Origin of the sequence: Syntrophotalea sp., assembly GCF_050253115.1 — a bacterium.
GTDB classification, from domain to species: Bacteria; Desulfobacterota; Desulfuromonadia; order Desulfuromonadales; family Syntrophotaleaceae; genus Syntrophotalea; species Syntrophotalea acetylenica.
In genome coordinates, this window is record NZ_JBFWJQ010000026.1 from 1 (window position 1) to 27,000 (window position 27,000).

26 protein-coding genes and 1 tRNA gene are annotated in these 27,000 nt (G+C 58.2%); 25 read left to right on the forward strand and 2 right to left on the reverse strand.

The annotated features are described in order from the left end of the window. The 14 genes from AB7E65_RS04545 to AB7E65_RS04610 all read left to right on the forward strand — a co-directional run. A partial coding sequence (locus tag AB7E65_RS04545) for a type II secretion system F family protein (protein WP_428745351.1) occupies positions 1–1,065 on the forward strand: 1,065 nt, incomplete at its 5' end. Positions 1,066–1,083: 18 nt separating this feature from the next. Further along, a complete protein-coding gene (locus AB7E65_RS04550) occupies positions 1,084–2,817 on the forward strand; it encodes a GspE/PulE family protein (protein ID WP_072287618.1) in 1,734 nt (577 codons plus the stop codon). Beyond that, positions 2,814–3,701 (forward strand): hypothetical protein, encoded by an 888-nt coding sequence (locus AB7E65_RS04555; protein WP_428745352.1) that lies wholly within the window; start codon positions 2,814–2,816, stop codon positions 3,699–3,701. Before AB7E65_RS04550 ends, AB7E65_RS04555 begins: the two co-directional genes overlap by 4 nt. Further along, positions 3,702–4,244 carry a hypothetical protein gene (locus tag AB7E65_RS04560; protein WP_072287620.1) on the forward strand — a complete coding sequence of 181 codons (543 nt, stop codon included), beginning with the start codon at positions 3,702–3,704 and terminating at the stop codon, positions 4,242–4,244. It begins immediately after the preceding gene. Position 4,245: 1 nt separating this feature from the next. After that, positions 4,246–4,803, forward strand: coding sequence for a type 4a pilus biogenesis protein PilO (gene pilO / locus AB7E65_RS04565; RefSeq protein WP_428745353.1), 558 nt, complete (start codon positions 4,246–4,248; stop codon positions 4,801–4,803). Next, positions 4,800–5,474, forward strand: a complete 675-nt coding sequence (locus tag AB7E65_RS04570; protein WP_072287622.1) for a hypothetical protein — start codon at positions 4,800–4,802, stop codon at positions 5,472–5,474. Before pilO ends, AB7E65_RS04570 begins: the two co-directional genes overlap by 4 nt. Continuing rightward, on the forward strand, positions 5,455–7,770 hold the full coding sequence (locus AB7E65_RS04575) for a secretin N-terminal domain-containing protein (protein ID WP_428745354.1): 2,316 nt from the start codon (positions 5,455–5,457) through the stop codon (positions 7,768–7,770). Before AB7E65_RS04570 ends, AB7E65_RS04575 begins: the two co-directional genes overlap by 20 nt. A gap of 1 nt (position 7,771) precedes the next feature. Continuing rightward, positions 7,772–8,263, forward strand: coding sequence for a type II secretion system protein (locus AB7E65_RS04580; RefSeq protein WP_428745355.1), 492 nt, complete (start codon positions 7,772–7,774; stop codon positions 8,261–8,263). Then, positions 8,205–8,672 (forward strand): type IV pilin protein, encoded by a 468-nt coding sequence (locus AB7E65_RS04585; RefSeq protein WP_428745363.1) that lies wholly within the window; start codon positions 8,205–8,207, stop codon positions 8,670–8,672. The genes AB7E65_RS04580 and AB7E65_RS04585 overlap by 59 nt, the downstream gene beginning before the upstream one ends. A gap of 7 nt (positions 8,673–8,679) precedes the next feature. Further along, entirely contained in the window at positions 8,680–9,345 is a 666-nt protein-coding gene (ftsE, locus tag AB7E65_RS04590; RefSeq protein WP_428745356.1) for a cell division ATP-binding protein FtsE, read from the forward strand. Positions 9,346–9,410: 65 nt separating this feature from the next. After that, on the forward strand, positions 9,411–10,307 hold the full coding sequence (gene ftsX, locus AB7E65_RS04595; protein WP_072287625.1) for a permease-like cell division protein FtsX: 897 nt from the start codon (positions 9,411–9,413) through the stop codon (positions 10,305–10,307). A 2-nt stretch (positions 10,308–10,309) separates the two neighbouring features. Further along, positions 10,310–11,476: a murein hydrolase activator EnvC family protein gene (locus tag AB7E65_RS04600; RefSeq protein WP_072287626.1), complete on the forward strand. Its 1,167-nt coding sequence runs from the start codon at positions 10,310–10,312 to the stop codon at positions 11,474–11,476. A 22-nt stretch (positions 11,477–11,498) separates the two neighbouring features. Next, entirely contained in the window at positions 11,499–12,815 is a 1,317-nt protein-coding gene (locus AB7E65_RS04605) for a S41 family peptidase (protein ID WP_072287627.1), read from the forward strand. Positions 12,816–12,867: 52 nt separating this feature from the next. Continuing rightward, positions 12,868–14,097 carry a divergent polysaccharide deacetylase family protein gene (locus AB7E65_RS04610; RefSeq protein ID WP_428745357.1) on the forward strand — a complete coding sequence of 410 codons (1,230 nt, stop codon included), beginning with the start codon at positions 12,868–12,870 and terminating at the stop codon, positions 14,095–14,097. 92 nt (positions 14,098–14,189) lie between these two features. Here AB7E65_RS04610 and AB7E65_RS04615 read toward each other — a convergent pair whose 3' ends face one another. After that, positions 14,190–15,584 carry a ParA family protein gene (locus AB7E65_RS04615; protein ID WP_428745358.1) on the reverse strand — a complete coding sequence of 465 codons (1,395 nt, stop codon included), beginning with the start codon at positions 15,582–15,584 and terminating at the stop codon, positions 14,190–14,192. Positions 15,585–15,686: 102 nt separating this feature from the next. Between AB7E65_RS04615 and xseA the strand changes: the two genes are divergently transcribed. The 7 genes from xseA (at position 15,687) to AB7E65_RS04650 (ending at position 21,549) form a co-directional block, all read left to right on the forward strand. After that, positions 15,687–16,916 carry an exodeoxyribonuclease VII large subunit gene (gene xseA, locus AB7E65_RS04620; protein ID WP_428745359.1) on the forward strand — a complete coding sequence of 410 codons (1,230 nt, stop codon included), beginning with the start codon at positions 15,687–15,689 and terminating at the stop codon, positions 16,914–16,916. Between the two features lie 134 nt (positions 16,917–17,050). Continuing rightward, positions 17,051–17,275: an exodeoxyribonuclease VII small subunit gene (gene xseB / locus AB7E65_RS04625; protein WP_083558803.1), complete on the forward strand. Its 225-nt coding sequence runs from the start codon at positions 17,051–17,053 to the stop codon at positions 17,273–17,275. Positions 17,276–17,318: 43 nt separating this feature from the next. Next, positions 17,319–18,209, forward strand: coding sequence for a polyprenyl synthetase family protein (locus tag AB7E65_RS04630; protein WP_428745360.1), 891 nt, complete (start codon positions 17,319–17,321; stop codon positions 18,207–18,209). Between the two features lie 26 nt (positions 18,210–18,235). After that, positions 18,236–20,137 (forward strand): 1-deoxy-D-xylulose-5-phosphate synthase, encoded by a 1,902-nt coding sequence (gene dxs / locus AB7E65_RS04635; protein WP_428745361.1) that lies wholly within the window; start codon positions 18,236–18,238, stop codon positions 20,135–20,137. An 87-nt stretch (positions 20,138–20,224) separates the two neighbouring features. Continuing rightward, positions 20,225–20,899, forward strand: a complete 675-nt coding sequence (locus AB7E65_RS04640) for a Crp/Fnr family transcriptional regulator (protein ID WP_072287634.1) — start codon at positions 20,225–20,227, stop codon at positions 20,897–20,899. Positions 20,900–20,916: 17 nt separating this feature from the next. Further along, the gene (locus AB7E65_RS04645; RefSeq protein ID WP_072287635.1) at positions 20,917–21,318 is read left to right on the forward strand and encodes an acyl-CoA thioesterase; all 402 of its coding nucleotides are present in this window, start codon (positions 20,917–20,919) and stop codon (positions 21,316–21,318) included. Positions 21,319–21,474: 156 nt separating this feature from the next. Beyond that, a tRNA-Val gene (locus AB7E65_RS04650) sits at positions 21,475–21,549 on the forward strand. A 172-nt stretch (positions 21,550–21,721) separates the two neighbouring features. Here AB7E65_RS04650 and lpxA read toward each other — a convergent pair. After that, positions 21,722–22,513: an acyl-ACP--UDP-N-acetylglucosamine O-acyltransferase gene (lpxA, locus tag AB7E65_RS04655; protein ID WP_072287636.1), complete on the reverse strand. Its 792-nt coding sequence runs from the start codon at positions 22,511–22,513 to the stop codon at positions 21,722–21,724. Positions 22,514–22,737: 224 nt separating this feature from the next. On the opposite strand from lpxA, the gene AB7E65_RS04660 reads away from it, so the two are divergent. The 4 genes from AB7E65_RS04660 to AB7E65_RS04675 all read left to right on the forward strand — a co-directional run bounded on the left by AB7E65_RS04660 (position 22,738) and on the right by AB7E65_RS04675 (position 26,790). Beyond that, positions 22,738–24,228 (forward strand): aldehyde dehydrogenase family protein, encoded by a 1,491-nt coding sequence (locus tag AB7E65_RS04660; protein ID WP_072287637.1) that lies wholly within the window; start codon positions 22,738–22,740, stop codon positions 24,226–24,228. Between the two features lie 14 nt (positions 24,229–24,242). Continuing rightward, entirely contained in the window at positions 24,243–25,586 is a 1,344-nt protein-coding gene (locus AB7E65_RS04665) for a GTPase (RefSeq protein WP_428745362.1), read from the forward strand. A gap of 157 nt (positions 25,587–25,743) precedes the next feature. Further along, the gene (locus AB7E65_RS04670) at positions 25,744–26,268 is read left to right on the forward strand and encodes a ferredoxin domain-containing protein (RefSeq protein WP_072287639.1); all 525 of its coding nucleotides are present in this window, start codon (positions 25,744–25,746) and stop codon (positions 26,266–26,268) included. Positions 26,269–26,277: 9 nt separating this feature from the next. Further along, a complete protein-coding gene (locus tag AB7E65_RS04675) occupies positions 26,278–26,790 on the forward strand; it encodes an NUDIX hydrolase (protein ID WP_072287640.1) in 513 nt (170 codons plus the stop codon). Positions 26,791–27,000: the final 210 nt, after the last annotated feature.

A 27,000-nucleotide genomic window follows, 5' to 3' on the forward strand; every position in this document is an offset into this window, starting at 1 on the left:
GTAGCGTTATTCAGGCCGCTTCGTCAAAACCGTTGGCCGCAGAACAGGTTTTTGTTGTTCAATCAGGAAATGCTTGTCCTGAGTCGCTCGGGAATGCCCATTCTTGAAGTGCTCCAGTCCCTTGAACAGGAAAAGGATCCTCCTGTCGTCAAGGAAGTTCTGCAAAATGTTCGGAGCGCCGTTGAAGGCGGCAGTTCTCTTTCCCATGCTTTTTCACTGTTTCCCGAATTTTTTCCGTCCCTGTTCGTTGCAACCGTTGCCTCTGGCGAAAAGACCGGCGATCTCGCCCAGACTCTTTTTCGCTACCTTGAGTATCAGAAAAGGATGTTGCGCCTGCGTGACCGTTTGAAGTCCGCCGCAATGTATCCCCTGGTTCTGGCCTGCGCCACCATGCTGGTTCTCCTCTTCATGATTTTTTTCGTCGTGCCGAGCTTCGTGCGGATTTATGCCGATGCGCAGGTCGCATTGCCGCTTCTGACCCGCATAGTGTTGTACAGCGCCGAACTGTTATCCCGGGGCTGGTTCCTGATCCTGTTGATGGCCGGGGTCCTTTTTCTGGCGGTTGGACATTTCATAAGAACGCCCAAAGGCAGAGTGATTTTCGATGAGACGCTGCTGCGCCTGCCCTGGTTGGGTGATTTTTTTCGATTGAGTGCGCTGGTGAATTTCTGCAGAACCACCGGGACTATTCTCGGCAGCGGATTACCCCTGGTCGAGGCGCTTGAGCTTGCCAGGGGTGTTTTGAACAATGTGGTTATTCAAAAGGGTCTGGCGGCTGTCATCGGTTCCCTCAATGAAGGTGAAAATCTGGGGGATGCGCTTGCCTGGCATGCGGTTTTCCCACCGGTGGCCAACCGTTTGCTGGCTACCGGTGAGAGAGGCGGTAACCTACAGCAGATGTTTGACGAGGTTGCCGATTATTATGAATCGGAGATTGACAACCGTCTGGAGAGGATTGCGAGTCTTCTTGAGCCGCTGGTCCTGGTTTTCGTCGGGTTGGTCATCGGCGGGATTGTGATAGCGATCTATTTGCCCGTTTTCCAACTGGCCGGAACGGTTGGATGAGCGCAGGGAGTCAAGCGTATGGCCTATCGCTGGCTAAAAATTGGCGAATTGCTGGCTGAGACCGGGGCGATTGCTCCGGGTCAGACCGAAATAATCCTCGAGAGGATGAAAACCAGCGGCCTGCGTTTTGGTGAGACCGGGGTCGAACTCGGCTTTTTTGAGGACGAGATCCTTGCCCAGGCACTGGCGCGCCAGTTTGGCATGGACTATGTTGATTTGTCCTCACTGGATTCCGATTTCGCACCTCCCGCAGGTCTTCCGGAAGACCTTGTGGTGCGGTTCGGGGTTGTCCCTCTTGAGTATGCCGGCGAGGATCTGGTGGTGGCGACCGCTGATCCCACGGATATCTCGCGCCTGAATCAGCTCGAATGGCAGATAGGCGGCCCCGTAACCCTCAAAATTGCCGGCAAGAGCCAGATCCAGCGCGTAGCCGCAGGCAGTCGCGGCACCACCGGCGAAGCCCTTGAAAGCACGCTGGAAAAGTTTAGGGGCCTGGCCAATGGCAGGCCGCGGGAAGATAAGGATCTGCTGCTGGGCGAGACGCAAGAAGAGGCGCACAGTCCGGTTATCAAGTTGATCGATACCACCCTGGTGGATGCCCTGCAGAAACGGGCCAGCGACATTCATATCGAATCCGGACCGGATGGCGTGGTGATCAAATACCGCATCGATGGTGTGCTTTCCAGGGCTATGGAACCGCTCGACAGACGATTTCAAGGGCCTGTCATTTCCCGCATCAAAGTGATGAGCGAGCTGGATATTTCCGAACGCAGGATACCCCAGGACGGCCGGTTCAAGGCCCGCATTGGCGGCAGGTCCATCGATTTCCGGGTTTCCATTCTCCCCAGCAGCTTTGGCGAGGATGCGGTTATCCGTATTCTTGACAAGAGCAGTATTGCTGTCGACCTGAAAGGCTTGACGCTGGAATCTCTCGGCTTCAATCCAAGAGAGATCGCCCGCTTCCGTCGTCAGATTCGCGCACCTTACGGCATGGTGCTTGTGACAGGCCCTACCGGCAGCGGCAAGACCACGACCCTGTATGCCGCACTCGCGGAGATTCATACCGAACAGGAAAAAATCATCACCATCGAAGACCCCGTGGAATACCAGGTCCCCGGCGTTGTCCAGGTGCCGGTAAATGAAAAAAAGGGGCTAACTTTTGCCCGGGGGCTGCGCTCGATTCTGCGCCATGACCCGGACAAGATCATGGTTGGAGAGATTCGTGACGCCGAGACGGCTCAAATTGCCGTTCAGTCGGCTTTGACCGGACATCTGGTATTTACCACGGTACATGCCAACAATGTATTCGATGTACTGGGAAGGTTTCTGCATATGGGCCTGGACCCTTATCATTTTCTTTCCAGCCTGAATATGGTTCTGGCCCAGCGACTGGTCAGAAAACTCTGTGTCCATTGTAAACAGCCGGTTACCTACTCCGAGGATGAAATGGAGCGGTTCGGGCTCGATCCTGCCCGTCATGCCGGACAAACTTTTTATGAAGGCCGCGGTTGCAAGCATTGCCACGGTCTTGGCTATGCCGGTCGTTCGGCCATTGTCGAGTTGCTTGAAATCAACGACGAGCTTCGGGAGCTGATCATCAATCGTGCGCCAACCGGGCGGTTGCGCAGGGCGGCGGCCGGCATGGGTACGGTTTTCCTGCGTCAGGCCGCGCTTGAGAAAGTTCTTCAGGGAGTCACCAGCCTTCCGGAAATCGACAGGGTGACCTTCGCCGATGCCGAGGTGCCGACATGACCTGGCGAAGATATGTTGGCGTCGACATCCATGATACGCAGCTCCGCATTGCGGCATTGCGGAAGCGGTGGCGCAAAGGCGGACTGCCGGTTGACGGACGGGTTGTCGATTTGCAGCACAGTCTGGAGCCGGCCCGGCTCCGGGAGCTGGACAGCGGCCAGAGAACGGGCCTGCTGGCTGCGCTGCGCGATGCCATTCAGACTGTGGCTGTCGGGGAAAAGCGGATCGCCCTGTCTCTGCCGGATCGTTGCGGATACGTGCTGCCCATGGAAATCGAGGGGTTTCCCCGACTGCGGGGAGAGGGGATGGCGATGATCGACTGGCAGCTTAAAAAGCTGTTGCCCGGGTGTTCCGGATTGCAGTTCGATTATCAGGTTCTGAAACGGGAGCCGGGCAACCCGACCCGCCTGCTGGTCATCGCGGCTGAAAAAAGCCTGCTCGGTCTCTACCAGGAACTGCTGCAGGACGCCGGTTTCAGCTCCGTCCATGTTTCCTTCCATGGATTGAACCTTTACCGGCATTGGCGTTATCGTCTCGATCCCGAGGGAGACGCCATACTGGTTGTCATGACGGAAGACGGCGTCAACCTGCAAATCTATCGCGCTGGCAGGCTGGAGTATTACAACTCGCGTCGGACTGGTGCAGAGTCTGACCGGCAGGTGCAGGAGTTGCACAGAATCGTGGCCGGTTATGCCCGGGAATTTTCCGGAAGGATTCGCCACCGGTTGTTTCTCCATGCCGACCGAGGCGTCGAAAGGTCTGTTGTAGAGGCCATCAACGAGTGTTTCGGGCGAAAAGCAGAGGTTCTGGAAGGGCACGGGGACAGCCCGCTGGTGTTGGCCGCTGATCTGGGCGCGGCGGAATGCCTGATGATGGGGGATTGAATGAAGCTGAAGGTGAATCTCGCGATGCAACATCCTCCCGACGCGCAGGTGCTGCGCCGGATCTGCATCCTGCTCGTGGCCTGCATGGCGGTTTTGCTGCTGGTAAATTTCGGTGCGATGTACGGGGTCCGGCAGCGTCGCCGGCAAGTGGTCCAGCAACTGGGTAGCCTGTCCGCCGCACCGCAGGAGGTCGTGGTGAAACCGGAGCAATCGGCCGCGATGCAAGCTGAAGCTTCCCGGATCAGGGAAATCCTGCAGCGGCGCGAATTTTTCTGGTCGGACATCCTGGAGCATCTCGAAAACACCTGGATCAAAGGCATTCAGGTTCGCTCCATCCAGCCTGACTTTAAGGACAAGACCCTTGGCATTACCGTTTTTGCAAAAAATGACAGGGTGTTTCGTGCCTACCTGGATAAGCTTTTAAGCTACGAACCTTTCAGCGAGGTGCTGTTGCTGCGACAGGAAAAAACCGATATCAAGGATGCCGGGGGACGCAGTCTGACCATCATCCGCTCCGAGTTCCGCATTCGTGGAGGCTTTTGAAATGGCCTTGAAAATTATTTTTACGGAACTCTGGCGCAGCCATCGCAGCCTGCTTCTGCTGTTGCTGGGAGGGGTGCTGCTCAATGGTCTGCTGTACGGTATGTTACACGGTATTATGCTGCCGGGGCTGGAGAGGGATGTTTCGCTGCTGGCGCAGCGGCAGGCTGCCGCTCGTACTGCCAGGGAGCAGCCAGGCCCGACAGTGGCCGGTGGGGCGTTGTTGCAGGATCGCGACAATTTTTACAGGCAGGTAGCCGCGTACCGGACATTCCCGGATTTTATCCAGCAACTCTATCAGTATGCCAGTGATTCCGAACTTGCCATCAAGCGCATTGCCTATCGCCCGGAAAACACGGACCTGCCGGACATTCTTCGCTATACGCTTGAATTTTCGGTGAGCGGACCCTATCGCACGCTCCGGGAATTTGTGGAACGACTTGAACAATGGGAGCAACTTGTGGTGGTTGAGCAGATCCGCCTCGATGCCCGCCAACCGGAGAGGGATGAAGTGATTTTGAGCCTCCGGCTGTCGGCATATTTCAATACGGGGTCGCCATGAACCGGTCGTTAAAAATACTTCTGCCGTTTCTGCTCCTGCTGGGGGGTGCGCTGCTTTACGCCTATCTCAACTGGCCACGGCAGAATACCGTGAGCGACAGCCCGCCTTTTGCGGCGGTACCGCGCAAACCCGTCGATGCCGGGCAAGAAGCCGCAATGGCACCGGTTGAAAAGGATGCCGATCGATCCGGTCCATCGGCCCGGGACATTTTTGCACCGCTGTTTCCCGCAGCGGCCAAACCACGCCTGTCCTCGACGGCCAACGGTCGACCGGCACAGGCCTCTGCGTCCGCGTCCGCTGCCTTGGCCCCTCTGACGCCGCCTCCTCCTCCCCGGCCCGTGTTTCTTGGCATGCTCAAGCATGCAGCGGTGCACCGCGTTTTTCTGTCGGTGTCCGGAGAGGTTTTTGTGGTGCGCTCCGGAGAGCGTTTCGGTCCGGGGGACCATTACGCCCTGCTGCAGATCGACGGGCAAAATCTGATTGTAAAACACGATGAAGAAGCCGAGAGCTACCGGATAGAGGCACTCCAGCCGCCCATTTCGATTCTCTCGCCCATCGGTCGATCAACCGCGCCCGCAACCCTGACGCGTCAACCTGCGGAGTTTTCGGTGCCGGCCGAGCCGGAAGACATAGACAAGGAGGTGCCTGCTGATGGTATCGTTGAAAAATAGGGCGTTATGGACGATTGTCCTGTTGCTGGCGATCTTGACAGGGTGCGCCGGATCCAGGGCCTTCGATGCCGGGGACAGGTATCTGCAACAGGGTGAATACGATCTGGCGCTGGAACAATTTGCCGAGGCCATGGCCAGAGAGCCGGCAAGACATGAATACCGTCTGAAATGGCTCGATACCCGTAATCGCTCCGCCTTGTGGCACTATGATCGCGGGCAGGAATTTGCACGGCAGGGGCAACTGCTGCAGGCCGTCGCCGAATACCGCCAGTCGGTCCAGCTGGATGGCAGTTTGACGGCCGCGGCTCAGAAACTGAAGGAAGTGCAGACGCGCATCGCGGTGGAACAGCTCGTGAGCGAGGCCAGGGACTTTATCAAGGCGGCCCGTTACAGCCAGGCGAGAGCCAGCCTGTCAAAGGCCTTGAAACTCGACGCCGGACACGATGAGGCCAGGCAGCTGATGCAGCAGATCGAGATGGCGGACCAGCTCGTCATGGACGGGTATGAACTGGAGTTGTCCTCCCGCGAGCCGTTGAGCCTGCAGTTTTCGCAGATGGACGTGCGGCAGGCTTTCGCGGTGCTGGGGCAGTTGTCCGGCATTCATTTCATTCTTGACGAAGCTATTCCCCCGAATCCGGTATCCCTGTTGCTCAAGGATGCTTCTTTTGCCCAGATCCTGGATCTGTTGCTGAAGCTCAACGGACTCGGCAAGCGCGTGCTGAACAGCCACACCATTCTTGTCTACCCGAAAAATCCCGAGAAGGAAAAACAGTACGAAGACCGGGTTATCCAGGTGTTCTATCTGTCCAATATCGAAGCCAAGAACGCCGTCAATATGTTGCGGACCATGATGCAGACGCGCAAGATCTATGTTCATGAAGAGCTCAACGCCATTGTCATGCGCGACAAGCCCGAGGTCATAGAGCTGACGCGGCAGCTTCTGGAAGCCGCGGACCGCAACGATTCGGAGGTGGTTTTCGATCTGGAGCTGGTGGAGGTCAGTCACCGCGACGTTCTGAAACTCGGCCCTAAACTCAGCACCTATTCCATAAGTGCCGGTTTCGGGCAATCGATGGTCGACAGCGATGGCAATCTGGTCAGTCAGCTGCTGAGCGATGTGTTGACCGCGGGCGGCTCCACGGACACCCTGGCAAGCAGCTTCAGCCGGCTCGAGTCTTTTTATACCCTGCCGACCGCCACCTTTGATTTTGCCAAGACCCTGACCGACAGCGAGATTCTGGCCAATCCCAAAATACGTGTGAAAAACCGGGAGAAAGCCAAGGTACACATCGGTACCCGCGAGCCGATCGTTACCACCAATATCAGTACAACGACCGGTGACATCACCTCTACCAACGTGCAGTATATCGATGTTGGCGTCAAGCTCGACGTTCAGCCGATCATCCGGCTGGATGACACGGTAATCACCACCCTGGCGCTGGAAGTCAGCAGCATCCTGGAAAAAGAGGAGATCGCCGGAGGAGGGTCGGCGTTGCGCATATCGACCACCAATGCCGGGTCTTCCCTGATCCTCAAGGATGGCGAGCGGACCATCATTGGCGGGCTGATCCGTGACGACTTGCAGGACTCCCGCAACACTCTGCCGCTCATCGGCGGCATCCCGGTTCTGGGGCAGATTTTCACGGGGCGCAGCAAGGAAAAAAACAAGCGGGAAATTCTTCTGTCGATCACGCCCCACATCGTGCGCACGGTCGATTTGCCGGCCCCGGATGTGGCGACCATCTGGTCGGGCAGCGAGAATGACCTGACCCCGGGATTGCGTTTCCCCTCCTTTGCCGACGTTCCGGGCGGCGAGGATTTTCGAGGGGTGCCGGCCATGCAGGAACCTGAAATGACGTCCGAGGCCGGTTCGGGATCGGACGAAACACCTGTCGAGATCGTTCTTTACGGCCCTTCGGAGGTGGCAGCGGGAGACTCTTTCGTGGTGCAGGTTGTGGCGTCGAAGGTCCGGGATCTCGTCGCCGCGCGTCTGACGTTGCGCTATCCCGGAACCCTCGCCGAGTTTGCCGGCATTCACCCCGGGCCGCTTATGGGCAAGGAGGAAGAGGAAAGCCGTGCTTTGCTGGCAGGGGTTCCTGCCGGCACCATCGAGGCCCAGGTGAGCAGGGTTGAGGGCATCCCCGGGGTCTCCGGAGAAGGGGCTCTGGCGCTGGTTGCTTTCAAGGTTCTGGCGGCTGGCAGGCTGGAGGTCTCTCTTGAGGCGTGCGAGCTGGTTTCTGCCGACGGCCAGACTCTGTCCTGCAGTGCCGGGAGCATGACTGCCGAGGCGAGATGACATGATGCGCAGAATGTTTTCCGTCGCCCGCAACCCTGCGGGGATGACGCTGATCGAGGTGGTGATTACGGTCGCCATTGTCGGTATCCTGGCCTCGGCCGTGCTGCCCCTTGCCGAAGTTACGATCAAGCGTACCCAGGAGATGGAACTGCGGCGATCGCTGCGGGAATTGCGGTCGGCCATCGACCGGTACAAGGCAGATTTCGACAAGGCGGTTCTGGACAAACACATCGTTTCGGATACCGACCAGACCGGCTATCCGCTCAACCTTGAGGAACTGGTGACGGGCAAAAACTGGGGCGGGCTTTATGCCTTTCCCCGCAAATATCTGCGGCGGATTCCTCGCGATCCCTTCAATCCCGAGGAAGAGTGGGGGATGCGTGGCTATCGCGATGCGCCGGATTCACCTTCCTGGGACGGTAAGGATGTTTATGATGTGTACAGTCGAAGCGATCAGACAGCGCTGGACGGGACCGCCTACAGTTCCTGGTAAGACCGTTGCGGAGCTCCGGGTACGGCCCTGTGCCGGTTTTACGCTCATCGAATTGATGATCGTCATGACGATCGTGGCGATTCTGGCCGCCATTGCCGTACCCCATTACCAGCGAAATCTGATTCAGGCACGGGAATCGGTGCTGCGGGAAAACCTGTATCAGATGCGCAAGGCTATTGACGGCTTTTTCGCCGATCAGGGGCGATACCCGGGGAGCCTGGAAGAACTGGTCGAAAAGCGTTACTTGCGGGGCATTCCCAAGGACCCCTTTACCGGAAGTGCGGAAACATGGTACACCATACCACCAGAAGTACTGGATCTTGGCGCGGGGGATCCTGGCGCTGTCTACGATGTACGCAGCGGCAGCAACCTGGCAGGACTCAACGGCATTCCTTATCGCGACTGGTAGAGATTTCATGATTCAGCTTTACAATGTCTGCATGTCATATCAGAAAGACGCCAGCGCCCTGACCGATTTCAGCCTCAAGGTTCCCAAGGGTGATTTTCTCTATCTGACCGGCTCCTCCGGGGCCGGAAAATCCACTCTTCTGAAATTGTTGTACGGCGCTGAAAAGCCCAGTCGAGGCCAGATTCTGGTCAATGGCATGAACATAACCCGTATGAGATCCTGGCGCATTCCTCTGCTGCGGCGCAAAATCGGCATCGTATTTCAGGATTTCAAATTGATATCCACCCGGACCTTGTTTGAGAACGTCGCTTTTCCCCTCGAAGTTCAGGGTAAAAAGCGCTACGAAATCAGCAACAAGGTTTATCAGGCCCTCAAACACGTCGGGTTGCAGGGAAAGCTGAACCGTCTGCCTTTGCAACTGTCCGGCGGCGAGCAGCAGCGGGCCGCCATTGCCCGGGCACTGGTTACGGATCCTTTGATACTGCTGGCCGACGAGCCCACCGGAAATCTCGATGACGACGTTGCCAACGATATCATGGAGCTTTTCAAGGGAGCCAACGCACGGGGCACGACGGTTGTTTTCGCCACCCATGATCGGGAAATGATTCGGCGCTTTCCGCGACGGATCGTGGTCCTCGACAAGGGCCGGCTCGTCGAAGACCGCACACCCTGATCTGTCTGGGCTCTGTCTCCACATTGCTTGATTCATGCACTGTTTTGGACTGAAGGGATCGGAACTTGCTGCAGACCATCGGATATTTCATACGACGGGTAGGGCGAAATCTCAGACAGACGCCTGTATTGTGCAGTGCGGCCATCGGCACGGTCGCTGTAGCGCTGATGATCATCGCTTTTTTCGGCATCGTGGTCATCAACGTGCAGCAGGTTGCCCGGCAGTGGAGCCGTGAAATACAAGTCGTTGCCTATTTTGATCGCGTTCCTGATGCTGGCAAGTTGCAGGGCTGGAAGGCTTCGCTGAAGAACCTGGAGGAAGTGCAACAGGTTCATTTCGTTTCACGGGAAGAGGCGTTCAAGCGTTTCCAGAAGCGGTTGGGGGATGATGCCGACCTGCTGGAAGGCGTCGAAAGGGATTTTCTGCCTGCTTCTCTTGAAATCGTTCTGCACGAGAAACGCCGCAACAAGGCCGGGGTCGAGGCGGTGGTGGCCAGACTGCGGCAGATCGGCGAACTCCAGGATATCAGTTATGAACCGGAATGGCTCGAGCGCTTTGACGCTTTCGTGGGGCTGCTGCGGGTGGGAGGTTTTGTATTTGGAGGATTTCTGCTGTTCGCCGCTCTGTTCATTGTCTCCAATACCATCAAGCTGACCCTTTACGCCCGGCGTGAGGAGATCGAAATCATGACGCTGGTTGGCGGTACCCCGCTGTTTATCAAAATGCCTTTTCTTCTTGAAGGTGCATTGCAGGGGCTGGCGGGTGGCCTGCTGGCACTGATCGGAGCCTGGGCCCTGTTTTCTCTGATGCTGCGGGAAGGACTCCACGGTGTGCTGGTGGTTGCCGGAGTGGACGGAATCCTTTTTTTGTCGGCGACACAACAGGCCATCCTGGCCGCGGGCGGTTTGGCTCTGGGTCTGGTCGGAAGCCTGCTTTCCCTGAGAAAATTTGTCAGGATTTAACGATGATATGGAATCGGGGTTTGCGTTTCGCCTGTTTGCTGGCCGTTTCCCTGGTTATCATGCTGGGTGGTGTCTGTCCGGCCAGTGCCGGGGATCTGGCGCGTCAACGGAAGAATCTCAAGGAAATACAAGGTCGCATCGACAACCTTTCCCGGCAACTTAAAAGCAGCCAGCAGCAGGAGGGGTCGGTTGAACAGGAGTTGCGGAAGCTTGAAAATCAGCTCGCGACATTGCAAGGCGACTCCAGCCGCTTGCAGGGCCGACTGTCCCGCCTGGAAAAAGATATCGCGGCAAAGGAACAGCACGCCGGTCAATTGAAAACGCAGATTACCAAACAGGATCAACAGGTACGGCGGCGTCTACGGGTCTTGTATCGACGGGGCGAAATGCGCCTTTTCAACCTCCTGTTCGAGCAGGCTTCACCGGCAAAAATCGCCGAAAATTTCTTTTATCTTGCCCGTCTTGTGCGTCGGGACCGTCAACTGCTCAAGCAATTCCGTGATGATTGGCGCACATTGCATGCCACGCTTGGCGAACTGGAACAGCTGCGGAAGGACCAGCGTCAGCGGCTGGACGTGCTTGCCGCCAGCCGGCGTACGCTGGACAAGGGGCGTCAGACCCGACAGGCCGCGCTCGGGAACCTGCGGGATAACCGTGCGGCCCTGAAGGACGAGCTGTCACAATTGCGCCAGAAGGCCAAACGTCTTCAGAGCCTGCTTAAAACCCTTGAAACGGAAAAACCGCGCGAGTATAGTGGCGCGTCAGGTCCCTTTGGTCGCAAAAAAGGTTCCTTGCCATGGCCCGGCCCCGGGTCGCTGGCCGTACGATTCGGCAGTAATTTCAATGCCGAACTCGGCACCCGCTATGAGAGTCAGGGGATCGAACTGGCGCAGGCCGCCGGATCTCCGATCTATGCGGTTGCCGAGGGTAAGGTTGCCTTCGCCAAAGTCTTTCACGGTTTTGGCAACATGATCATTCTCGATCATGGCGGCGGCTATTTCACCCTTTACGCCCAGGCCAGCCAATTGCTCAGAAAAGCCGGAGATACGGTTGCCCCGGGGGATAAGATCGGCATGTCCGGTTTTGGTGGCGGCAAGACGCTCTATTTCGAAATAAGAAAACGCGGCACGCCTCTGGATCCTCTCCAGTGGCTCAAACCGCGACGTTAATATGCTGGAAGGAGATGTCCGGATGACGAAAGGCAAGCGGATTGTCCTGTTATCGCTATTGATGCTGGCGGCAGGCTTTGCGGTGGCGAACTATTTTGTCAGCTGCAGCGAGGCAAAAACCGGCACGCCATACAAGGAACTGGAACAGTTTACCGATGTGCTGACCATTATTCAAAACAGTTACGTCGAGGAAGTGCCTCTGGAAAAACTCGTCGAAGGCGCCATCAACGGTATGCTGGGCGTGCTCGATCCGCACTCCTCCTATCTGTCCCCCGAGATGTTTCGGGAGATGCAGATCGATACCACCGGAGAGTTCGGCGGCCTTGGTATCGAAATCACCATCAAGGACGGCGTGCTGACCATTGTTTCACCCATCGAGGATACGCCGGCGCACCGTGCCGGTCTTGCGGCCGGGGACATGATCGTCAAGATTTCCGACCGTTTCACCAAGGACCTGACCATCATGGAAGCGGTCAAGCTGATGCGCGGTCCGGCCGGAAGCAGTATCACCATCACCATCATGCGCAATGCCTTCGATAAACCGAAGGAAATAACCCTCACCCGGGAAAACATCAAGGTCAAGAGCGTAAAATCCCGTTTGCTCGATGACGGTTTCGGGTATGTGCGTCTTGCCCAGTTTCAGGAGCGCAGCGCCAGGGACCTGAGAGCGGCGCTCAAGCAGTTGCATGCGCAGAACAAGGGTGGGCTGCAGGGACTGATCCTTGATTTGCGCAACAATCCCGGCGGACTTCTCGAACAGGCCGCGGAAGTCGCCGACCTGTTTCTGTCCAAGGGGCTCATTGTCTACACCGAGGGCAGAATCGAGGACAGCCGCCTGCGCTTTGAAGCCCACCGTCAGGGTACCGAGCCGGACTATCCCATGGTGGTACTGATCAACGGCGGTAGTGCCAGCGCCTCCGAAATCGTCGCCGGCGCCCTGCAGGACAATCGCCGCGCTATCGTTCTCGGCACCCAGAGTTTCGGTAAAGGTTCGGTGCAGACCGTCATTTCCCTGGAAAACGAATCCGGCCTGAGATTGACCACCGCTCGTTACTTTACCCCCAACGGCACCTCCATTCAGGCCAAGGGTATTACGCCCGATATCACGGTCCGGCCGATGGAACTGCGGGAAGTCGAAGACGGCCCGACGTTGAGGGAGAAGGACCTGAGCAATCACATGGAAGAAAACACCGCGGCGGAACCGCCATCGACACCCGGTGCGTCGACCGTGGACGGGAGCCGGCCGGAGGCTGGTCTGCCGGAAGACTACCAGCTGTTGCGGGCGCTCGATCTGCTTCGTGGCTGGGAATTGCTCAAGGGGCTCAAATCCGCAGCCTGAAAACATCACCTCACGCATGGAAGGGGGATGAAACATCCCCCTTTTTTAAATTATGGCCACCAACAAGAATCCTTCCCGCCGGAAACGGCCGACCTCAAGGCGCAAAACGGACCGAACTTTTCAGGTTCTGCTGGCCTCTCTGTTTCTGCTGGTTTTCCTGGTCGCCAGCCTTGCAGTCCTGACGCTGGTGCAGCGCAACCGGCCGCAGGTTGCCCCTCCGGCCGTAGCCACGGCGCCGTCACCGCCGCAAGTTCCGGCGCCCGAAGTGCCCCCTTGCGCTACGGTGCCGGAGGAAAAAACAGATCATGCCGCGCTGCAATTGCTTATCGAACGTGCCCTGTGGAAGGGGGGCGTGGCCTTCAGCAACCGGAATGTGGTTCTCGAACAGGGGGTTCTCCATTACCGTTTGTCCGGCGCCCTGCCGGAAGGCAGTTGGTACAACGATCTGCGTCGCGTGCTGGAGCAGGATTTCCCCTCGGTTTCCCTGGAACAAAGCATTCCACCGGGGAAACGGCTCACCATATCGCTGCACAAGGAGCCCCAGGTGGTTTTGCATTTTCAACCGCCGGCGGATTCGCAGGTTATGGTTCCTCCCCGGGAAAAAGTCTCGGGACCCAAGGCCAAAATCGCCATTGTGGTCGATGATCTCGGCCGGGACCTTGAGGCGCTGCGGACCTTGCTGTCCCTGGATCTGGACCTGACCATGGCGGTCATGCCCGACGAACCGCATACGCGGCAGGCGGCGGAACTGGCGCACCGGGCCGGCCGGGAAGTGCTGGTCCACATGCCCATGGAGCCGGACAGCTATCCGCGCAATGATCCGGGGCCGGGGGCCTTGCTGCTCGGCCAGGACCCGGTGGAAATCAGACAGCGGGTCTCCGCGATGTTTGAAAAGGTGCCCCATGCCGTCGGCGGCAACAATCACATGGGATCGCGTTTTACCCAGTATCCCGAAGGGATGCGGGCCGTATTCGAGGTCATGAAGGATCACGGTTTGTTCTTCGTCGACAGTCGCACCAGCCCCGGTTCCGTGGCTTTTTCAGAGGCCAGGCAGGCAGGAGTCGCCGCGGCCACCAGGGATGTTTTTCTGGATAATTATCAGGATGTCGAGGCGATTGCACGCCAGCTGCGTGAAACGGTGAAAATTGCCCGTTCGCGGCGCCAGGCGATAGCCATTTGTCATCCCTACCCGGAAACGCTGGCTGCCCTGAAGCGGGAGGCGGCTTTTTTACGTCAGGCGGATCTGCAGGTGGTTCCGGTATCGCATCTGCTGCAGCGCTGAACCGAAACCATGCCCCGCATGCGGGATTGATGCCTGCGTAAATTTCAGCCGAAGACAGGCGCAGCTGTTTGGTGCCCGACCGGGTGGGTGAATCAGTCAGGTGATACCGGCAGCCTCGCGCCGATGTGGCGCATGGCTGCATCGAGGCGGTTGAAAGGCTCGTTCAGCAGAATCTCTTCCGGAAACTCGCTGTTGATGCGGCGGATAAAAACAAAACGCTTCCGGACCGGGGTTTCCCCGTCGAAGAGTGTACGGCAGGCAAGGCTGTAGAGGGCAGAAGGCTCTTTGGGTAAAAAGCGGGATTCGTGTTTCCGCAGCGCAATCGATTTGCCTGATATTTCAAACCCTTCCTCGTCGAATCGGTGAAACATCAGGCTTGCATCACCGGCGTGACTCAGAACGAAATACGACCGCAGTGCCGATTCTCTGAATAGATCGATCAGCGGATCCGCGGGGCTGATTTTCTTCTGGGCGTTGTAGCAGTGGCGGAAAACCAGCGTGGAGAAACACTCTTCATCGAGAAACCCCGCGATCTCGTGATCGGATGTGATGCAGAAATAGCCGGCCGGCTCCATGGTGTTGTGATGAACCAGCGGCCTTCCGCAAATCAGGCAATCCGGCGCGATTCGGGCGCGGCGCCCCAGGAAGTCGGCGTCCCGTTTACGTTCCTGATGCTCGATGTCCTGCCGGACCTGTTGCAGACGCCGCTCGGATGCTTCTTTGGCACAGATATAGACCTGCCGTGCCAGGTGGGCAAACTGGACATGTACACGGGTGCCGCGGCCGTGCGTCAGCACCGGGTGTATTTTACCTTCGGGATTGGTGTTGAGGGATTCCACTTTCGGACTTTTGGCAATGTATCCTTCAAGGCATTTGTAGCCGCGATTGATGGCGTATCCTTTAAGCAGCTGATAGGCGTTTTTGAACGGGCCGTCGAAGTGAACGCGGGAATCGATGAGACACGGCAACAGCCGCAAGGCGCGTTTGGAAAGGCCCTGCTCCTCAAAAAAATCGTAAAGGTGGCGGCAGTTTTCCAGTGACGGTGTGTCCTTGACCGGGACAATGACACGATCGGCCGCAAACAGGGCGTTCTGGGTGAATATATCAAGGGTCGGCCGGGTGTCGATGATGACGATTCCCCGGATGCTCGAACCGGCCAGGGCGCGGGCCAGCAGATCGCGATCCCGTACCTGGTGTGCAACAGCTTCAAGCTTGCGGCTGGAAGGAATGAACTGAACCCCGTATTCGCCCAGTTCCAGCAACTGGTCGACCGGCCGGCCTGCCAGCAGATCCATTATGTCGCCTTTCGGCGCGCCGCGCCCGATGCGGAACATGCGGTCTACCGAAAAGTGATTGTCAAAGCTGAACAGGGTTACGGGCAGTTCTTCATTCAGAGCCTTGAGATAGATGGCCAGATTGGTGGCAAGCGTAGTTTTGCCGACGCCGCCTTTTTCGCTCGATACGGTTACCACATAGGGTTCAATCATGCCGTGTCCTTTGTCGGGAAGTGATCCAGGGCAATTTATAAGGAAACCCATCCGGGAAGTCAACATCCCCACAGATAATCATCGAAATCAAGGTTGCCGCTTATGCATGCCAACGACGGAACCCTTTCGGTTTCACGTCTCGTTTCCCTGCTCAGGGATCTGGTCGAGGAAAATTTCATTCAGGTTGTCGTCACCGGGGAGATTGCCAACTTTTCCGCGCCATCTTCCGGCCATTTGTATTTTGCACTGAAGGACGATCTGGCGCAACTGCGCGGAGTCATGTTTCGCACCGCGAATCGCCTGTTGAATTTTATGCCCGAGAACGGTGTTCAGGTTGTCTGCTGGGGGCGCGTGTCCCTGTATCCGCAGCGGGGCGAACTGCAGCTGGTGGTCGAGCGCATGGAGGCGCTGGGGGTCGGCAGCTGGCAGCTGGCTTTTGAAAAACTCAAACGGCGACTCGGTGCCGAGGGGCTGTTCGACGCTGCCCGCAAACGCAGGCTGCCGCCTTTCCCCCGCACTATTGGCGTGGTTACCTCGCCGACCGGGGCAGCGATTCACGACATCCTCAATGTGCTGCGCCGGCGCGGGGCCGGATTACGGGTGCTGCTTTGCCCGGTAAGGGTTCAAGGAGACGGGTCCGCGCAGGAGGTTGCCCGGGGCATTGCCGATCTTAATCGCAACGGACAGGCGGATGTTATTATCGTCGGACGGGGCGGGGGATCTCCCGAGGATCTTTGGGCGTTTAACGAAGAGATTGTTGCGCGGGCCGTTTTCGAATCCGCCATTCCCGTCATTTCCGCCGTCGGTCATGAAGTCGATGTGACCATAGCCGATCTGGTTGCCGATCTGCGGGCCCCGACGCCGAGCGCGGCAGCCGAGCTGGTGGTGCAGGGACGCCAGGACCTGGAACGGCATGTCGATCACCTTATCCTGCGCCTGAGCGGCCAGATGCAGGGACGACTGCAACTGCTGGCGGAGCGGGTGGCCGGACTGCGCCGGCGCCTGCGTTCGCCGGTCGAGGATGTGCGCAAGCAGCGCGCTGCCCTCGACCAGAGCCGGCTGCGCCTGCAGCGCGGCATGCAAGGGGCCCTGCAGCGCTGTACGCATCGCCTCGGCGTGGCGGCCAGCCGGCTGCATGACCTGTCGCCACTGGCTACTCTGGATCGTGGCTATGCGATTGTTTTTGCCGACAGGACAGGGAAGGTGGTGCGCAGTTCCACAGCCCTGAAAAAAGGCGACCGGGTTTCGATCCGGCTGGCTGAGGGAGAGGTGGCGGCCATTGTGGAAAAAACCGATCATGAGCCGCGCCTTCCTCCGCCCGCCCGTCGCTGAAAACCGCGAAAGGTGTCGCCGTTCAAAAGGTTACGAGGGGCTTTTGCGATACCGACGAACGGCCCGCCGGGAAATGTCTTGACTCGCTTTGCTTCCGATGGGGATAATCAGCAGCAATCTTTGTGAGGATGTGTATGGAAGAAACGAAAACCTTTGAAGATGCCTTGAGGGCTCTCGAAGCGGTGGTGGAGAAACTCGAGGCGGGGGACCTTCCTCTGGAGGAGGCGCTGGCTTCCTTTGAAGTCGGGGTCAAGTGCGCGAACCGCTGCCAGGAACTGCTCAAGGCAGTCGAGACGCAAGTGGAAACCCTGCTGAGAAAACCTGATGGATCCATGGTAATTGGTAATTTTGAAGAATGACGATTTGATACCCTTTTTACCTGCCAATCGTAGTGGAGGATAAATGGATTTGGATGCCTATCTTAAGGACTGCCGGGCAAGGGTGGATAAAGCTCTCGACAGCTACCTTCCGGCAGAAGAGATGCTGCCCGCAAAGCTTCATAAAGCGATGCGCTATTCTATATTCGCCGCCGGCAAGCGGATCCGTCCCATTCTGATGATGGCCGCCTGCGAAGCCGTCGGCGGAGCGCCGGATGCGGTTATGCCCGCGGCTTGCGCCATGGAAATGATTCATACTTATTCCCTGATCCATGATGACCTTCCGGCCATGGACGACGATGATTTTCGGCGCGGCCGGCCGACCTGTCACAAGGTTTTCGGCGAGGCGCTGGCCATCCTGGCCGGGGACGCATTGCTGACGGAAGCTTTTATCCTGCTGTCGCGCATGGGAGAGGATGGCCGGATTGCTCTTGATACGGGGCGCCGCGTGAACTCTCTTATCGCTCGCTGCGCCGGTTCCATGGGCATGGTCGGAGGGCAGGTGGTCGATATGGAATCGGAGGGCAAGGAAATTGATCTCGCCACCCTCGAATATATCCACACCCGCAAGACCGGAGCCCTGATTCTGGCTTCGGTACAGTCCGGTGCATTGGTCGGAGGCGCCAGCGAATTGCAGGTCGAGGCACTCGGTCGCTATGCCAAGGCTGCCGGCCTTGCCTTTCAGGTGGCTGACGACATTCTGGATATTGTCGGCGATCAGGCTCTGCTCGGCAAGGATGTCGGCAGCGACCAGCAGCGCGGCAAGGCAACCTATCCGGCACTGCTGGGCCTCGAAGCGGCCCGGACCAGGGCCCGCGAATTGCGGGACCTGGCTCTGGAGAGTCTTTCCGGATTTGACGAAAAAGCGGAACCCCTGCGGCGCATCGCTCACTATATCGTGGATCGATCCTTCTGAGGACAACGGAGGTTTTTGGAGTGAGTATGTTGAAAAAACTTCGAACTCCCGATGAGTTAAAGAGCTTTTCGGTGAAACAGCTTGAAGTTCTTGCGGGAGAGATTCGTGAAAAGATCATCGATACCGTATCCCGAACCGGCGGACACCTGGCCAGCTCTCTCGGGGTGGTGGAGTTGACCATTGCCCTGCACCGGGTGCTGAACACGCCCGCGGATAAAATTGTCTGGGATGTCGGGCACCAGGCTTACGCACACAAACTGTTGACCGGACGTCTCGAACAGTTCGATACCCTGCGGCAACTGGGGGGGATCAGCGGCTTTCCGAAACGCGATGAGAGCCCTTACGACGCCTTCGATGTCGGGCATTCCAGCACCTCCATTTCGGCGGCCCTGGGTATGGCAGCGGCTCGCGACTGTCACGGAAGCCAGGAAAAGGTTGTTGCTGTCATCGGGGACGGCTCCCTGACGGGAGGTATGGCCTTCGAGGCCCTCAACCAGGCCGGGGATCAGCAAAAGAATCTGATCGTGGTGCTTAACGACAATGAAATGTCGATTTCGCCGAATGTCGGGGCGCTTTCATCGCTGATCAACCGTAAAATGACCTCCGAACTGGTGGTGCGCATCAAAAAGGAAGCGGAAAATTTTCTCAGCCATGTTCCGCGCATCGGCAAGGACCTGCTCAAGGTCGCCCGCAAGGCAGAGGACTCGCTCAAGGGGTTCTTTACGCCCGGCATGCTGTTCGAGGCCTTCGGGTTCGATTATGTAGGACCTCTCAACGGACACCGCCTTGAAACCTTGATTCCGGCCCTGGAAAACGTCGCCAACCTGGAAGGTCCGGTGCTGGTGCATGTCGTTACCCGCAAGGGCAAGGGCTTTGAGCCCGCGGAACGCAATCCCAGCCTGTTCCACGGGGTCGGGCCGTTTGACAAGGCGACCGGCGAGGTCCGTGGCGGCAAAGGCGGTCCCGCGAGCTTCACAGGTGTCTTCGGTAAAACCCTGACGGCCATGGCGGAAAAGGATGAACGCATCGTTGCCATTACCGCGGCCATGCTCGAAGGGACCGGACTCAAGGAATTTTCGCAGCGGTTCCCGCAGCGCTTTTTTGACGTCGGCATCGCCGAACAGCACGCCGTTACCTTTGCCGCCGGTCTTGCCTGTCAGGGCATGCGTCCGGTGGTTGCCCTGTATTCGACGTTTCTGCAGCGCGCTTACGACAACGTGGTGCATGATGTGGCGCTGCAGCGGTTGCCGGTGACCTTCGCCATCGACCGGGCGGGTCTGGTCGGCGCGGATGGACCGACACACCATGGCGTGTTCGATTTTTCCTTCCTGCGGCACATTCCCAACATGGTCGTGATGGCCCCGCGAGACGAAATCGAGTTGCAACGCGCCATGCTGACCGCGACCCTGCATGATGGTCCGGTGGCTTACCGCTATCCCCGTGGCCAGGCATTCGGCCTGCCATTGCCCGACGCCATCGAGCCGTTTGCCGTGGGCCGGGGGGAAAAACTGCGGGATGGCAACGATGCCGTGATCTTTGCCCTGGGCACCGTCTGCCGGGAGGCGCTGCTTGCCGCCGATATGCTGGCAGGCGAGGGGCTATCCGTCGGGGTGGTCGACCCGCGGTTTCTCAAACCCCTGGATAAGGAATTGCTGGTCGCCGAAGCCAGACGCACCGGGGTCGTCGTTACCGTCGAGGAAAACGTGCGTCAGGGCGGGTTCGGGTCGGCGGTGCTGGAAATGCTCGGTGATGAAGGCATCGCCGCGCGGGTGCTGCGTATCGGTCTGCCGGACCGGTTTGTAGAGCAGGGAACGCAACCGCAGCTGCATGCCCGTTATGGCCTCGATGCCGAAGGCATTGCGGCCGGCGTGCGCAATTTCATCCATGGGCAGACGACGAACCCTCAAAGCCGGGCATCAGGTGCATAGGGCCATTCTGTCGGCAGGGATATGGGACCGCCTGTCCTTTCGGCAGGCGGTTTTTGTCAGGACCGCCAGATACAGAGGTGTTCGAGGATGAATGATCGCGATGCCATAAAAAGCTGTCCCTTGTTTTCCGGCGTGACGGATCGCGATCTCGACGATTTGACGCGCATTGCCCGGCGGCAGGTTTTCGTCAAGGGGCAGATGGTTTTTTCCGAAGGGGATGAGGCCACGGGTTTTTACGTTCCGGTGGAGGGCAAAATCAAGCTCTTCAAGCTGTCACCGGAGGGAAAGGAACGTATTTTGCGCATCGCGCATCCGGGGCGCACCGTTGCCGAAGCGGCCATTTTCGATATCGGACTTTTCCCGGCGTGTGCTCAGGCCCTTGAGCCCTCAGTGCTCTTGTTTTTTCCCAAACAGGCCATTCTGGATTTGCTGCACCACAATGCGCAGCTTGCCATAAACATGATCGGAGGAATCTCGCGGATTCTGCGGGAAATGATGGATCATGTCGAGTCCCTGACATTCAGGGATGTTCCGTCCCGGCTGGCGCGTTATCTGCTCGATTTGTCGGATATGCAAAAGCGGCACGTGCATCTGCCTGTTTCCAAAACGCAACTGGCCGCCAACCTGAATACCGCCGGCGAGACGCTGTCACGCACCCTGCGGAAAATGTCCGACGACAACCTGCTCCGGGTGCGGGGCCGGACCATCGAAATCATTGATTTTCAGGGACTTGTCGATTTGTCCGAACGTTACAAGGAATAAAACCGGGAGCTTGCGACATGATTACCAGCACCAATCTCATCGCGCGCTACGCCGAAACCGATGCTCAGGGCGTCGTGCACCATGCCAGCTACCTGGTGTGGTTCGAGGAAGCGCGCTCCGACTTTCTGCGCCAGCGTGGTCTGGCCTACAGCGACATGGAGCGGGACGGTTTTTTCGTCATGGTGACAGGCGTGGAAGTATCCTATCGCGCACCGGCTTTTTTTGAAGACCGGATCACCGTCGAGACAACCCTGGAAAAAGCGCGCAGCCGCATGCTGGAGTTCAGCTACAAAATTCGCAACCAGGAAAACAGACTGCTTGTCGAAGGGCGCACCCGGCATCTGGTGGTCGGAGCTGATCGCAAGCCTCATGGCCTGCCAAAAGCGGTGCTGGACAAACTGACGCCATCTTCGTGCTGAAGGCTATCCCCGGCGGTGACAGCCCGTTTCCAGCCGATTCCCTGAAAAGCGCAAGAGCTGGTTGGCTTTGTTCGTGAAGACCGCGTCGCAACCCTTCGGCAACCGAAATATTTTGTTGACTTGATCACAGGCGCTTGATATAAGTTCAAGCACATCGGGCGTTTAGCTCAGCGGGAGAGCACTGCCTTCACACGGCAGGGGTCCACAGTTCGATCCTGTGAACGCCCACCAATTCACAAACAAAGGGGTCTGCGATTTTTTTCGCGGACCCCTTTTTTCGATCGTCAATGCTTGTCACATATCATTGGAATTTTTGACCATGAGGGTTGCGTGCGGAGGGTGACGAAGCGGCTGACTTCGTTTCCCCTTTCTGGTTTTCACGGTCTCATGCGCTGCTGGCGTTTCACTCCCGGATCTTGCCATGGCCGCTGCCGATACCGCGCTTGGAGGCGCGGATAAAATCGATCAGCATGCGTACGTCGGGCGTTGTGGCCGGGGCGGTGTCCAGTTCGTTGACGGCATCTTCCAGGCGCATGCCGGAGCGGAAGATCTTTTTGAAGGCCCTTTTGACGGCCAGGATGCGGTCGGTGTCGAAGCCGTTGCGGCGCAGGCCGATGAGGTTGACGGCCCGGATCCAGCTCATTTCGTCGTTAATGCAGAAGGGCGGGACATCCTTGGTGGCGCCGGAGCCGCCCCGCATCATGGCATAATCGCCGATGCGCACAAACTGATGCACCTGGCAGTTGCCGGAGATGATGGCGCGATGGCCGACCTCGACATGCCCGGCGAGTAGCGCGCCGTTGACAATGATGACGTGGTCGCCGATGCGGCAGTTGTGGGCGACATGGCTGTTGACCATGAAATAGTTGTTGTTGCCGATGATGGTCGAGGTGTTCTCCCGATTACCGCGGTGCACGGTAACCCCTTCCCGAAAAATGTTGTTGTCTCCGATGACCGTGTACGCTTCTTCGCCATGATAGCCGATATCCTGGGGGGACTGCCCGATGACGGCACCCGGGAAGACCTGGTTGCCCTTGCCCAGGGTTGTCCAGCGGCCGATGTGGGCGCCGTGCATGAGACGGCTGCCCGCGCCGATGGCGACATCCGCATCGATGAAAACATGGGGGCCGATTTCAACGTCGTCCGCCAGATGTACCGATGGATCAACGATTGCGGTGGGATGGATAATGGCCATGGAAACTCCTCGAAGTTGAATAATGCAGATGCGTCACCGATTGCGTGATCGCACCTATACTGCCCCAGATGTGGCCGGCTTTCAAGATATTTTGGCGTGCAGGCTCGCACGGCGGTTTTCTTGAAAGGGCAGGGGTATCTGATAAGCTGGAAGTGTTCAACAGGTTTCGATTTCAAGGCCTCGGACGCGGTTCGGGCATTGCTCTTCCGGCGGGAGTCAGGATCATGACAACAATTCGCAATCTTATCGGCGGCCATTGGGTTGCGCCGGCAAACGGTGCATACGGTCAGAGTGTAAACCCTGCCCATGATATGGAAATCGTGGCGCGCTATCCTTTGAGTGAAAAGGAGGATGTCGACCGCGCCGTCGCGGCGGCTGCCGAAGCTTTCCCGCGATGGCGGAGCATGCCGGCACCGCGACGGGCGGAGATTCTGTTCAAGGCGGCGGAAATTCTCAGCCGGCGCAAGCACGAGCTCGGGGAACTGGTGACGCGGGAAATGGGCAAGGTGCTGCCGGAAGGTTTGGGCGATGTGCAGGAGGCCATCGATATGGCCTATTTCATGGCCGGCGAGGGGCGCCGGCTGCAAGGGGAAACGGTGCCCTGCGAACTGCCGAACAAGGATGGCAAGTCGATCCGGGTTCCTCTGGGGGTTTTCGCTCTTATCACCCCCTGGAATTTCCCTATCGCCATTCCTTCCTGGAAGGTGTTTGCCGCCCTGATCTGCGGCAACACCGTGGTACTCAAGCCTTCCTCCGATACGCCGCTGTGCGCCGTAACTTTTGCGGAGGCGTTGCAGCAGGCCGGCCTTCCGGACGGCGTTTTGAACCTGATCACCGGTTCCGGAGATACCGTCGGCAAAGCGCTGGCGACCCATCCGGACGTGCAGGGCATATCCTTTACCGGCTCCTGTGCCGTTGGCGAGTCGCTGGCCGGTGCAGCGGCCGAACTGCATCGTCCCATCGCCATGGAGATGGGCGGCAAGAACGCTATCCTCATCATGGACGACGCAGATCTCGATCTGGCCCTGGAGGGGGTGCTGTGGGGAGCTTTCGGTACCACCGGGCAACGCTGCACGGCGGCCAGTCGCGTCATTGTTCATGAACGGGTGCACGATGCCTTTCTTGAGCGCCTGGCGCGGGCCAGCGCCAATCTGTCGTTGGGCGACGGCCTGGATAAGGGCACCGATGTCGGGCCGCTGATCAACAGGCGCGCGGTGAACAAGGTTCTCAACTACATACGCATCGGGGTCGAGGAAGGGGCCTGTCTGCATTGCGGCGGCAAGCAGGCCTCCGACGGTGCGCTTGCCGAAGGTTATTTCGTCGAGCCGACAATTTTTTCAGAAGTTCTGCCAGGCATGCGCATTGCCCAGGAAGAGATTTTCGGGCCGGTGGTAGCTGTCATGAAATGCGGCTCCTTCGAGGAGGGGGTCGCCATTGTCAATGGCAGCCGTTTCGGCCTGTCGGCGTCGGTTTACACCCGCAATGTCAACCTCGCGGCATGTGCCGAAAGGGATCTGGAAACGGGCCTGGTCTATATCAATGCCAGCACCATCGGCGCCGAAATTCAACTGCCTTTCGGCGGCTTCAAGCATTCGGGCTCCGGCCATCCCGAGGCAGGCGGGCGGATGGGGGCTATCGATTTCTTTTCGCGAATCAAGGTCGTTTACCGCGATTTCAGCGGCAGGCTGCAAAGGGCTCAGATTGACATTTCCTGAAATCGGAAAATTTTATGAGGCGTCGGCGCATATTGATCCTTGGGGCGGGGGGGCGGGATTTTCACAATTTCAATCTCCTTTACCGGCATCGGCAGGATTGCGAGGTGCTGGCCTTCACCGCGTCCCAGATTCCGTTTCAGCAGGGCCGGGTGTATCCTGCTGTGCTGGCCGGTGCCCTCTACCCCGACGGTATCCCGATTATCGGCGAGGAACCTTTCGGGGAACTGGTACGTCGCCTCGCCATCGACGAGGCGGTTTTCTCCTTCAGCGACGTATCCCATCAAAGGTTGATGGAGATTGCCTCCCCGATTCTCGCCACGCCATGTGATTTCAGGCTGGTTGGCGCCGAACATACCATGCTTAAAGCTTCGCTGCCCGTCATATCGGTGTGTGCGGTACGTACCGGATGCGGCAAGAGCCCGGTTACACGTTACATCTGCCGGCACTTGCTGGAAGCCGGTCAGCGCCCGGTGGTTGTGCGTCACCCCATGGCCTACGGCCGCCTCGAACATCGCGCCGTGCAGTCGTTCCGTCACCTTGACGATCTCGATGCCCATCAGTGCACCCTTGAGGAGCGTGAAGAATACGAGCCGCTGCTGCGCCTCGGTGTGCCGCTTTTGGCCGGTATCGATTACGAGGCGGTGCTGCGGGCTGCCGAACCGGCGGGCAATATCCTGATCTGGGACGGCGGCAACAATGACACGCCATTTTTCTTTCCGGATCTTGACATCGTGCTGGTTGATCCTTTCAGGGCGGGCGACGAATTGTCCTATTACCCGGGCTATGTGAATCTGCGCCGCGCCCATCTGATCGTTGTCAGCAAGCGCTCCGAAGTGCCCGAGGCAAACCTCGACCGCCTGCGCCGGAATCTGCAGAGCTCGGTGCCCGAAACGCCGCTGGTGCAGGGCGACCTCCAGGTTTCGGTGGCGTCGCCCGAGGCACTGGCCGGCTGTCGGGTACTGGTCGTCGAGGACGGTCCCACCATTTCCCACGGAGGCATGGCCTTCGGAGCCGGCGTCGTTGCCGCACGGCGTTTCGGGGCCGGGGAAATTGTCGACCCGCGACCTTATGCGGTGGGCAGTCTTGCCCGGGTCTATGCGGAATACCCCCATATCGGTGCGGTGGTGCCCGCCATGGGCTACAGCGCTGCGCAACTGGACGATCTGCGGCAAACCCTGGCGGCGGTGCCATGTGATCTTGTTTTGTCGGCTACCCCCGTCGACCTGGCCCGGCTTCTGGTTATCGACAGGCCTGTTCTGCGCGTTTCCTATGAGTTCTGCGATGCTTCTTCCGGCACCCTGCGATCGGCGGTAAACGCTATGCTGCACCGTTTCGGCATAACCTCGGCGAATCGCTGAGAGTTGCCAGACTTTGGCCACGGAAGATTTTCTGTTTAACACCAGTTCATTCCTGTGTAGGATAGCTCCGATCGCAAACCTGCGGCCATTGTCTGCGCCTGATCCCCGCCGCAACGGGTTTGCATAAATTCCTGCCACACCTGCAGAAGGAGAAACGATGCTGGTTTTTGACGATGAAAAGAATGGCATGCTGCATATGGCCCGCATGATCTGTGCCGCCGCGCGGACCGCCCCTAAGGCACGCAGCATCGACCTGCTGACCACGGCGATTCTGGACGGAGAAGAAAAGAACAGGCTTGCGGAGCATATGCGTCTTATTGCGGAGCGTGACGGGGTGGCCTTTTTTGCTCGCGATGCCGGCAATGTCTGTCAGGCCCCCCTGATCATAATGTTTGCCAGTAAAAATCAGCCGCTGGGCCTTCCTCATTGCGGCTATTGCGGGTTTGAAAATTGTCAGGCATTGCAGCGCGCCGGTGGTGTTTGCGCCTTCAACAGCGGTGATCTCGGCATCGCCATCGGTTCCGCCGTGAGCCGCGCCGCCGACCTGCGTCTCGACAACCGGATTCTCTACAGTGCGGGCAAGGCCGCGCTCGAGCTTGGATTGATGGGCAAGGATGCTGCTCTGGCTTACGGGCTGCCTCTTTCCATGACCGGCAAAAACCCGTTTTTCGACAGAAAGTAGGGTGTGCGGATGGCGGCGGAAGAGTGGTTTGATATCGTGGATGAGCAGGATCGGGTGGTGGGGCGGGCGCTGCGCTCCGAGTGCCATGGCAACCCCGGTCTGATTCATCGTGTCGCCCATGTCCTGGTTATTGATGGACAGGGGCGGTTGCTGCTTCAGAAACGGTCCTTGTGCAAGGATGTGCAACCCGGGCGCTGGGATACCAGCGTCGGCGGTCATCTTGACCCGGGTGAGGGGTATTACGAAGCGGCATTGAGGGAAATGCGCGAGGAGTTGGGGATTGATAATGTTGCCATACGGTTTTTATACCACTCCCGGCTTCGCAACGCCTTTGAATCGGAAAATGTTGCGACCTATCTGGCCCGGTATGACGGGGACATCCGGTTCGATCCGGTAGAAATCGACGCCGTGCGCTTTTTCTCCCCCGAGGAGATAGCAGCCCGGCTGGGCGAGGGTTTTTTTACCCCCAATTTCGAGCAGGAGTGGCATATGTTCAATGATTGGAGACATCAGTCCTTTTAAAAAACCGGGGGAGCAAAGCCCTGTTTCCGAGCGTGCCTAAAAATCGGGCGACAAAGGTGATTCAGTGCATAAAAATTACTCTTATGTTTGTTGAAGGATGGGACAAGAGCTGCCCATGGCTTTAATTTGTCCTGAATAAAAGTATGTGATTTCGGTAAGTTGCGTTTGTGATTCGGGGATCGTTAAAAGTTGGCAAGCGGTTTGCTAGTA